Source organism: Streptomyces niphimycinicus, from assembly GCF_018883605.1.
GTDB lineage: Bacteria > Actinomycetota > Actinomycetes > Streptomycetales > Streptomycetaceae > Streptomyces > Streptomyces niphimycinicus.
This window is the reverse complement of sequence record NZ_JAHLEM010000197.1, coordinates 1-9,052: the sequence shown is the minus strand read 5'-3', so window position 1 is coordinate 9,052 and position 9,052 is coordinate 1. Positions and strand designations below refer to the sequence as shown.

The window sequence follows — 9,052 nt, the reverse complement described above, 5'->3', positions numbered from 1 at the left end:
TGGCTGGGGCCGGGGTCGAACCGGCGACCTTCCGCTTTTCAGGCGGGGTGGGACGGCTGCCGGGGGCCGTTTCGCCTGGCTCGGCGGTCCACTGACGTCCGCTGCTGGCGTCGGCGTACGCGGCCGTTGGCGTCACGGCTGGCGTCAGTTGACCTCTTCGTCTAGGCCGCCGAGGGCAGTTGCCGAGGTCTCCTCGGCTGGCCAACCGAGTGTCTGCGAACTGCCTTCCTGTGCTCAGCAGTTGACAGTCGGGTAGCATGTTGCGCACCGATTTTTCCTCTGCCTGTTCGGAGACTTCATTGACGTCCTCGTCAGACGCGTTCCTACCAGCGTCCCGCTGGTTGCGGGCTCCATAGCCCGCTACGCACGACTGAATTAGGCACCCGCTCACCTAGGTGACGTGTGCCCGAATTCAGCCGACGAGTGAACAATTCAATGGAGGAACGGTGTCGACCAACTCGGCCCATCAGACGTGCAACCACCCGGCCCGGGACGTCACGATCGTCGCCCTCGGCGCCACCGTGGTGGCTCTTGTCGCCGTTATCGCCGTGAACGCGCTGGACGGCGGCCCTCTGGCTGCTCTTGCCAGCGGTGGCAGCGCCTTTGCGGCTGCGTTCAGTGTGGGCATGGGCGTCCTGGCACACCTCAAGCGCACTGCCTAAAGCGTCACACCGGGGCGGCCCGTCACCAGGGCCGCCCCGTCCTCATCCTGGTTGACCCAGAAACGGCCCGAGGTGGTTCGGCGGGTCCCTGCGCCATGGGGGACCGCATGGACTTTTCTGCGCCTGCGGGCTATCGGGCGCGGTATGTCAGTACCAGCGGCGATAACGATTGCTTGATCACCGTCAGTCCATCTTGCCTTGCGAGCTGGGTGGTGTCCTTGTTGTCGATGACTTGAGGTCGGTGGAGCGGCTTTGGGCTGGAGCTGCTTTGGGGCGAGTGATCATGGCCCCGTAAGCTTGCGGCGCGTCGGGCAGTCTGTGGACCTGCCCGGTAAAGCACGACGTTGGGGCCATGATCTTAGAAGCTCGCCCCAAAGTGGCTGCCTAAAGCCGTGGAGCCGACCGCCTCAGCCACGATGTACCCCTTCTCTGGCATCAGGCGGCTGATTGCTCTATGCGCGGCACGGACGGCGGCCGGGCCGCGCACGGTGAGCGGAGCGAGCCGCCTTGAACCCGTAAAGAAGGTTGTAACTCAGTAGCCGTTGGCCTGACGCTTTCATGATCTGCGCCACACCTGCATCACGATCTTGGCGTTCCCGTGCGCGTCGTCCAGCAGATCGCCGGGCACAGCGATTATGGCTTGACGATGCAGGTCCATACCCACGCCTCGCTCGATGAGCAGCGGAAGGCGCTCGGCCTCCTGGAGATCGGCTGGCGTAGATCCTGCGCCGTTCGCGTCAGCCGTAGGTGTCACAGGCAATGAAGAAGCCCCCTCCGGATGGACCCGGAGGGGGCTTTGCCCTGGTAGGGGCGGTGGTGGCTGGGGCCGGGGTCGAGCCGGTGACCTTCCGCTTTTCAGGTCGTGCCGGAGCTTGGTCGCGAGGTGCCTGGGGGCTCGGTTGACCGTGGTCTGCCGAAGGGGCGAGTCTCCGGTGACTAGAGCGCCATCTCCACCAACCAACCGGGTGGTACCGCAACGGAGCCTGCGGCCGTCTCCAACTCCCGGTACGCGGTGACCGGGAGCCGGGCGGCATCGGCTCTGCCGGGACTCATCAGGAGACGATGGACAAGGAATGGAGCGGCGATCAGCTCATGCACGGGTGTCCTCCTCCGGAGTGAGGAGAGCCAGGCGGGCCCAGACGGTTTTGCCGATGGGGTTGCGGGCGCGGTGCCCCATCTCCTTGGCAAGTGCGGAGACGAGTTGGAGCCCTCGGCCGTGCTCGTCCTCGTCGCTGGTCTCCATGAGGCGAGGCAATCGACGGCTGAGGGCGTCGGAGACCTCGACAAGGCACGTGGCGCCTTCGCCGCTGAGGCGGACTTCGAAGCGGTGACCGCGCCGGTGGCCGTGCTGCACGGCATTGGTCGTCAACTCGCTGCAGACCAGGACCGTACGGTCGATGTCTTCTCGTCCGTAGCCCCAGCTCAGCAGGGTTTTGTCGACCAGGCTCCGGACGAGACGGACGCACCTGGGCGTGGAGGTGAACTGCATCGCCCATCGCTGGGCGGTGATCTGCTGCTGGTTGTCGTTGGTCATCGGGAGCATCGCGTCCCCTCGTCGTGGGTGGTTCCAGGGGGCCAGCTCATCGCAGCGGTCGTAACCGAAACAGGTCATGTTGATTACCCAACGTGGGTAAAATCATGGTCGCTTGACCGCCCGGACAGCCCGCTTCCGTGGGACGAGGGAGAGGGGCAAGAGTGCCCGCACCGCAGCCTCAGGGGGCGCTGCCACCAGCCTTGTTGGCCAGCCCTGAGTGGCAGGACGCATGCCAGAAGCGCGACTTCACCTGCATTTTCCAGATGGTCAAGCTCAAAGCAGGGATCTATCCCTCGCGTATCGCCGCCCTTTGCGGCATGACGCCCAGCAGAGTCGGCGAGATCATGGCTGGACGTCGTGGTCTGGCCCATATCGACGTAATCGAGAGAGTCGCCGATGGGCTGCGCATCCCCGGCGCGATGCTGGGTCTGGCGCACCGGCCCTGGGAGATTCCCGCGTCGGCTCCGGAGAACGAGCGGAGCCCGGCCCCTGAGTCACGGCTTGCGCACGGGGCAGCGGCTACCGGTTCTGTCGCCGGGGAGAGCCTGGATCACCTACTTCCCTTGGCCGACTCGCAGGTCACTCGCTCCACGCTCGCCGCGCTGCGCTCCTCCGTAGAGGACTACTGGCGTCGGGACGACCAGCACGGTGGCGCGCCCCTGCGGCCTGCGGTCGTCGGCAACCTCACCTACGTCACACAGGTGATGCGGCATGCCGGGGAGGCTCTGGGCCGGGACCTTCGATCCCTCGCCGCAGAGTTGGCCCGCCTCGCGGGCTGGGCCTATTTCGATGCCTGTCAGTACAGCACGGCACGTGTTTACTTCAGCCAAGCCCTGGGCCTCTCGCTGGGGCAGGAAGATCGCCTCTTCATGGCCAATGTGCTCTCCTGCATGAGCTTGCAAGCCACCTATGACGGCAATCCAGCAGAGGCCATCGCTCTCGCCTGTAAGGCACAGGACGTCGCCCGGGGGATCGGCGACCAGCCTCTGGTGATGTCCATGCTGCACCTGCGCGAAGCGTTCGCCCATGCCTCTCTTCGCGACGCCTCCGCCTGCCACCAGGCCATCGACCGTTCTCGCGACTTCTTCGAACGTGCACGCGGCCGGACGGACGAGGCACCCTCCTGGGTGCGCTATTTCGACGAGACCAAGCTCATCATCGACAGCGGAATCGCCCTGGCCCGTCTTGGTGAGGCACGACGAGCCGAACCTCTCATCGCCGAGGGACTGCGCCGTGAAGCGTCCGCACAGCAGCGCGGACGGGCCCTCCACGCCTTCTGGCTCGCCAGCACCCAGCTCGAGCAGGGCAAGCTCGGCGACGCGTGCCACAGCGCTGGACTGGCACTCGATCTAAGTGCCGTGATCGACTCACCTCGGGTCGCCGGGCATATCCACGAATTCCATCGCCGTCTGGCTCCATATGCCCGCGAGGCGCCGGTGATCAGGTTCGAGCAGCGGATGCGAGAGTCACTTGGCTAGCCGGCGCTCTTGGTCCCTTCGTCCAGCAGCAGATACAGCAGGCCGACCAGGCTGCCGCTGCTGACGATCTCGCGGTGGTCGATCATCCCCCTTATCTCCGAGAGGGGGATCCACTCGATCCGGTCCGATTCGTTCCGCTCTGTCGGCGGCCCGATGTAGGTGGCTCCGTCGGCTCGGAAGACATGGTGCTCGGAGTCGGTGATCCCGTTCGCGGGCTGTGCGTACACCAGGGGCTTCATCGCCTCGACCCGCCAGCCGGTCTCTTCTTCGACCTCGCGGGCGGCGGCCTGCTCCGGGGTCTCGCCGGGTTCGATGAGTCCCATGGGCAGTTCCCAGCCCCAGGCGTCGGTGATGAACCGGTGGCGCCACATCATCAGGACGCGCTTGTGATCATCGACCACGGCGGCGACGGCGAGGTGCCGCATGCGTACGACGTGGTGTTCCCAGCGGCGGCCGTCGGGCTGCTGTACGTCGACCAGCCACAGGTTGACCCAAGGGTTGCTGTAGATCTGCCGTTCGCCATGGACGGTCCACCGCATGAGGCCACTCCCCTTCGTCGATGCGATGCCCAGCATTTCACTCCCTGGGCCCGCGCTCTTACGGTGCGTACCAGAGCTGTAAGGCATCGCCGCTACGCCAACGAAGAAGCCCCCTCCGGACGGACCGGGAGGGGGCTTTGCCCTGGTGAGGGCTGCGGTGGCTGGGGCCGGGGTCGAACCGGCGACCTTCCGCTTTTCAGGCGGACGCTCGTACCAACTGAGCTACCCAGCCGCAGCGGTCCTGACGGGATTTGAACCCGCGGCCTCCACCTTGACAGGGTGGCGAGCACTCCAAACTGCTCCACAGGACCTTGCGTGTACGAGCACGAGTCTCGCACATGTGGGGTGCGGCCCCAACGGAATTTCTCGCCGTGGATTCGCACTCCTCGCGATTTCGAACCGGGCCTTGATTTTTCTCCGCCGCGTCGTTGTCGCTGGATCAGCGTATCAGACCTCTGACCGTGTTCTGACCGCTCACCGAGGGGTCGGAACACGGCTGGCGTCGGCCTGCGTCATGGGTGGCCGCCGCGCTCCAGGGGGATTCGCTCACCCGCCTCGATCGCGACCGGGAGCCGGTTCTCGGTGGGCGGCAGGGGGCAGGTCGCGAGGTCGGTGTAGGCGCAGGGGAGGTTGGCGGCGCGGTTGAAGTCGAGGGTGACCCGGCCGGCCTCGTCGGGGGCGTGGATCTGGAGGGAGCGGTTCGCGGCGTAGGTGGTCACGCCCGAGGTCGCGTCGGTGAGGAGGGCCATCAGGCTGCCGGGCCGCTTGCCGTTGAAGGCGGTGAGCCGGAACGTCTCGCCGTCCGCCAGCTCGAACTCGACCTGCCCGGGTGCGTCGTAGACGTGCTCCAGTCCCTCCGCCACGGCGCCCACGGTGATCGCGCGCGGCTCGTCGAAGGGGAGGTAACGGCCGCGGCGGACCCAGCGGGGGTCGGGGGCGTAGGCGGGGGTGTGGGTGAAGGCGGTGCGGAGGGGGTTGCCGGGGTGGCGGGGGCGGACGATGTCGTGGCCGCCGCGCTTGGCGATCTCGATCACGCGTCTCCGTACTCCGCGTACAGGCTGTCCCGCTCGGCGATCGCCCCGAAGACGTACCGCCCGTGCACCGCCGTGCCGTCGACCGTCAGCTCCTCGCCGTCGGCCAGCTCGACCGCCACGCCCTCCGGGCCGCTGGACCAGGCCCCGGGGGCGTCCTCGAAGCGGGTCGGCTCCGGGCTCAGCCAGCGCAGGCTGGTGATCGCGAGAAAGCCGTGGGGGTCGGCGAGTGCCTGCTCATGGGCGCGGTGCCACCGCTCCCACTCCTCGGCGAAGCTCATCCGGTCGACGTCCTGGACGGTCATCTGCGCTCCCTCGCGTGCGTGGGGTCTGCGGCGGGTCCGTCGCGTACAACCCCGTGGGGGAGGAAGTCATTCCGGGAGTTCCGGGAGTTCCGGGAGTTTTGGGCGTTCTGGGAGTTCCGGGGTGCCGGGGCTTCCGCGGGTGCCGCGGGGTTTCGGAGCGTGTGTGCGCATAAAAAAGTCACCGCCAGGTACGTTTCGACCTGCGGTGACCAAAAGAAAGTGGTGCCCCCAACGGGATTCGAACCCGTGCTACCGCCTTGAAAGGGCGGCGTCCTGGGCCACTAGACGATGAGGGCCGATGGCCCACCTGGGCGCCTTGCGGCGCTTTCGGGGACGCGAGAAGCATATGGGATGCCGGTGAGGTTCGCCAAAACGGTTTACGGAGTGGTGGGGCTCGGTGTCGCGCCCGGGCGGTTCTCGGCGGGCAGATGACGGCTGACCTCGGCCTTCGCCAGGCCCAGACCGCCCAGATCGATCTCGTCCCACGCCTGGAGCCGTCGCGTGTCCCGGTCCAGGTAGAGAACCGACGCCTGCACCGTGTCCGGTGTGCCGTCGTCCACCGCCCGCAGCCCGCTGCCGCCCGTCGACCCCTCCGTCATCAGCCGGGTGCCGCCGGGGAGCACCTCCGTACGGCGGTGATGGACATGGCCGGTGAGGGCGAGCGGCACCGTGCCGTCGGTCTCCCGGGCGGCGATCGGGTTGTGGGCGAGGGCGATGTCGACCGGGGCGCCGGTGGCCTTACGGTCCCGGATCGCCTCGGCCAGCCGCCGCCCGGCGCTGTGCTCGGCCGCGTCACCGGCGGCCGCGCTGGAACGGTCGGGGGTGAACTGCGGATCGCCGATACCCGCGATCCGCAGCCCCGCGACGTTGATCACCTCGCCGTGGTCCACCACATGCGCCCCCTTGCGCCGGGCGAGGTAGCGCTGGGTCGAGGCCGAGTCGTGGTTGCCGCGCACCCAGACATAGGGGGCGCCGAGGTCGGAGACGGGGTCGAGGAAGCCGTTCTCGGCGGCGGTGCCGTGGTCCATCGTGTCGCCCGTGTCGATGATCACGCTGACCTTGTACTGCCGCACCAGCGATTCCACGATGTGCCAGGCGGCCGGATTGAGATGGACGTCCGAGATGTGCAGCACCCGCATGGTCGTCGGATCGGGCTGATACGCGGGGAGCGTCGAGGTCGCCTCGTAGAGCTGGGTGACATTGGTCACCAGCCGGGCCAACTCCCGCTGATACACGTCGAAGTCGCTCACGATGCTGCGCGCGTTGCCGACCACCGAGGGGGCGCTGGAGAGCAGCCCGGAGTAGCGCGGCTCCAAGACGGAATTGGGGTTCCAGGTCGCGTATACGGCGCCGCCGGAGGCGATCAGCAGCGTGAGCGCGAGCCCCCCGGCGGCCAGCGCCCGGCGCGGACGGCCGTAGACCGCCAGGCCAAGCGCGGTGGCGCCGAAGACGACGGCGACGCAGGAGCGGAACGCGAGGCCGAGGGTGCCGCGGGTGACATCGGTCGCGACCTCGTCCTGAAGTCCGGAGAGCCGCTCGGGGTGGTCGACGAGGGCCTGGGACCGTATGGGGTCGAGCCGGTCCACATCCACGTCCAGGCGGAGCGGGGCGTGGTGGCTGTTCAGCTCGAGCGAGCCGAGCGGGGCCACGTTGATCTCGGTGCCGCCGGTGAGGGACGGCCGCAACGCCATCCGCGTGTCCATGGGACCCACGGAGATATGGACGCTGCCGACCACCAGCAGGCCGATCCAGGCGCCGAGGACGGTCACGGCGGTCAGCCCGGCGGCGCGGACGAGGGGGCGGGGGCGCGCGGTGGGGTCGAGCGCCGAGGGGTCGAACGCCGCGGCTTTGGGGGAGGCGGCGGGGGAGCGGGGACGCGAGGGGCGGCGGAAGCGGCGAATGGGGGAGACGGCCGCGGTACGTGCGCGCTGGGCGGTGGCACGGAGCAGCCGGAGCGGTTCGCGGGCCATTGCTCCCGTATGCCCGGCCGTACGGGGGCGTATGCCTGGGCGTACGCCTGGGCGGGTGCGGGTGCGGGTGCGGGTGCGGGTGCGGGTGCGGGTGCGGGTGCGGGTGCGGGTGCGGGTGCGGGTGCGGGTGCGGGTGCGGGTGCGGGTGCGGGTGCGGGTGCGGGTGCGGGTGCGGGTGCGGGCGGTGCGGTGTGGCTGATGCCCTGATGCCCTGATGCCCTGGTGTCCGTGCGGTGGGGGCGCGCCAGGTGCCTGTCCTGCGTCCGGCGCGGATGCCTTGGCGCGGACCGCTCCTTTTCCGGGCCCGGCTGCCTGACAATGGCCTCGTGCTGGAGATGACGCGCGAGGAGTTCGAGGAACTGGTCGCCGAGGCCCTGGACCGGATTCCGCCGGAGCTGACACGCCTCATGGACAACGTCGCCGTGTTCGTGGAGGACGAGCCATCGGCGGAGGATCCCGAGCTGCTCGGGCTCTACGAGGGGACGCCGCTCACCGATCGGGGTGAGTGGTACGCGGGCGTCCTGCCGGACCGGATCACGGTCTACCGGGGTCCGACGCTGCGGATGAGCGAGACGCGGGAGGACGTCGTCCAGGAGACCGAGGTGACCGTGGTCCATGAGATCGCGCACCACTTCGGGATCGACGACGACCGGCTGCACGCGCTCGGCTACGGCTGATCCCGGCCCTGGGCTGAACCCGGCCTGGGCTGAACCCGGCCTTCGGCTGAACCCGGCCTTCGGCTGATCACGGCCTTGGGCTGATCACGGCCTTGGGCTGATCGCGGGCAGCAGCCGACCCCGGCTTTCGCCGCCCCGGCCCGTAGCCGATTTCGGTCTCCGGTCGCCCCCCGCCTACGACCGACGCCGGACGCGCGGTCTACGCGATGGGCCCGGGTCCGCGCCGTATGCGTGTCCTGGGTGGGGCGGGGCCAGTTGGGCAGGGCGTCACATCCCTGCCGTCTGGAGGTGTCCCGCGCATGCCTGGATTCCCCGTGCCCGGATCCCCCGCTCCTCGCACCGCCCGTTCCCCCCGGACGTCCCGTTCCCCCCGGACGTCCCGTTCCCCCCGGACGTCCCGCTCCCCCCGGACGTCCCGCTCCCCCCGGACGTTCCGGCCCTCCTGCCGGGCGCCCCGTCCCGCCGCGCGCGGGGCGGCGCTCGCGGCGCTCGTGGCCGTCACGATGGCGCTGGGCGGCTGCATGAGCATCGCCGACGACCCCGAGCGGCCGGACAAGCACCGCGGCTCCCACCAGAAGGGCGACGCGGCGGACACGGGCGGCGCCGTGGTGCGGTCGGACGGCAGGGGGCGTGCGTACGAGGACTCCGACCGGGACAAGAAGGACGGGAAGGGGAAGAAGGGCGAGAAGCGGAAGGACGGCGAGGACCGGTCGGCCTCGGCCTCCGCGACCGACCCCGGGGCCGATCCCTCGGCCCCGCCCGGTAAGCACGGGGCCCCGCACCATGGACCGGAGCCCTCTGCCCCGCCGCAGCCGGGCGGCGCCACCCCGTCCGACGCGCCACCCGCGCCCCGGCC

At 69.3% G+C, this 9,052-nt stretch carries 7 protein-coding genes, 3 tRNA genes and 2 pseudogenes; 5 read left to right on the top strand and 7 right to left on the bottom strand.

Translation table 11 applies throughout. The features are described 5' to 3' along the window. Positions 1–446: 446 nt before the first annotated feature. Entirely contained in the window at positions 447–662 is a 216-nt protein-coding gene (locus tag KN815_RS19040; protein ID WP_216343153.1) for a hypothetical protein, read from the top strand. A 1,090-nt stretch (positions 663–1,752) separates the two neighbouring features. On the opposite strand, the gene KN815_RS19035 is transcribed toward KN815_RS19040, so the two are convergent. After that, a complete protein-coding gene (locus tag KN815_RS19035) occupies positions 1,753–2,274 on the bottom strand; it encodes an ATP-binding protein (RefSeq protein ID WP_253209078.1) in 522 nt (173 codons plus the stop codon). 83 nt (positions 2,275–2,357) lie between these two features. Between KN815_RS19035 and KN815_RS19030 the strand changes: the two genes are divergently transcribed. Further along, the gene (locus KN815_RS19030; protein ID WP_216343152.1) at positions 2,358–3,674 is read left to right on the top strand and encodes an NsdA family TPR-like regulatory protein; all 1,317 of its coding nucleotides are present in this window, start codon (positions 2,358–2,360) and stop codon (positions 3,672–3,674) included. Here KN815_RS19030 and KN815_RS19025 read toward each other — a convergent pair. From KN815_RS19025 to KN815_RS19000, 6 genes and pseudogenes are all read right to left on the bottom strand, one after another. Continuing rightward, complete coding sequence (locus KN815_RS19025) at positions 3,671–4,213, bottom strand: NUDIX hydrolase (RefSeq protein ID WP_216343151.1); 543 nt, start codon at positions 4,211–4,213, stop codon at positions 3,671–3,673. The two genes, KN815_RS19030 and KN815_RS19025, sit on opposite strands and share 4 nt — an antisense overlap. 158 nt (positions 4,214–4,371) lie before the next feature. After that, positions 4,372–4,445: transfer RNA gene (locus tag KN815_RS19020), tRNA-Phe, on the bottom strand. Between the two features lie 4 nt (positions 4,446–4,449). Next, a tRNA-Asp gene (locus KN815_RS19015) sits at positions 4,450–4,524 on the bottom strand. A 201-nt stretch (positions 4,525–4,725) separates the two neighbouring features. Continuing rightward, a pseudogene (locus KN815_RS19010) lies at positions 4,726–5,549 on the bottom strand (DUF1684 domain-containing protein). A gap of 220 nt (positions 5,550–5,769) precedes the next feature. Beyond that, positions 5,770–5,845 (bottom strand) — tRNA-Glu (locus KN815_RS19005). An 81-nt stretch (positions 5,846–5,926) separates the two neighbouring features. Then, on the bottom strand, positions 5,927–7,519 hold the full coding sequence (locus KN815_RS19000) for a metallophosphoesterase family protein (RefSeq protein ID WP_216343150.1): 1,593 nt from the start codon (positions 7,517–7,519) through the stop codon (positions 5,927–5,929). A gap of 31 nt (positions 7,520–7,550) precedes the next feature. Here KN815_RS19000 and KN815_RS18995 point away from each other — a divergent pair, with 31 nt between their 5' ends. The 3 genes and pseudogenes from KN815_RS18995 to KN815_RS18985 all read left to right on the top strand — a co-directional run. Next, complete coding sequence (locus KN815_RS18995; RefSeq protein WP_216343149.1) at positions 7,551–7,718, top strand: hypothetical protein; 168 nt, start codon at positions 7,551–7,553, stop codon at positions 7,716–7,718. Positions 7,719–7,845: 127 nt separating this feature from the next. Next, complete coding sequence (locus tag KN815_RS18990) at positions 7,846–8,196, top strand: metallopeptidase family protein (protein ID WP_216343148.1); 351 nt, start codon at positions 7,846–7,848, stop codon at positions 8,194–8,196. Positions 8,197–8,687: 491 nt separating this feature from the next. After that, positions 8,688–9,052: pseudogene (locus KN815_RS18985) on the top strand (hypothetical protein); the annotation flags it as partial.

Excerpts from the sequence above, each read along its gene's own strand:
- KN815_RS19035 (WP_253209078.1), bottom strand. The coding sequence starts at position 2,274 with ATGACCTGTTTCGGTTACGACCGCTGCGATGAGCTGGCCCCCTGGAAC.
- KN815_RS19025 (WP_216343151.1), bottom strand. The coding sequence starts at position 4,213 with ATGCGGTGGACCGTCCATGGCGAACGGCAGATCTACAGCAACCCTTGG.
- KN815_RS19000 (WP_216343150.1), bottom strand. The coding sequence starts at position 7,519 with ATGGCCCGCGAACCGCTCCGGCTGCTCCGTGCCACCGCCCAGCGCGCA.
- KN815_RS18995 (WP_216343149.1), top strand. The coding sequence starts at position 7,551 with ATGCCTGGGCGTACGCCTGGGCGGGTGCGGGTGCGGGTGCGGGTGCGG.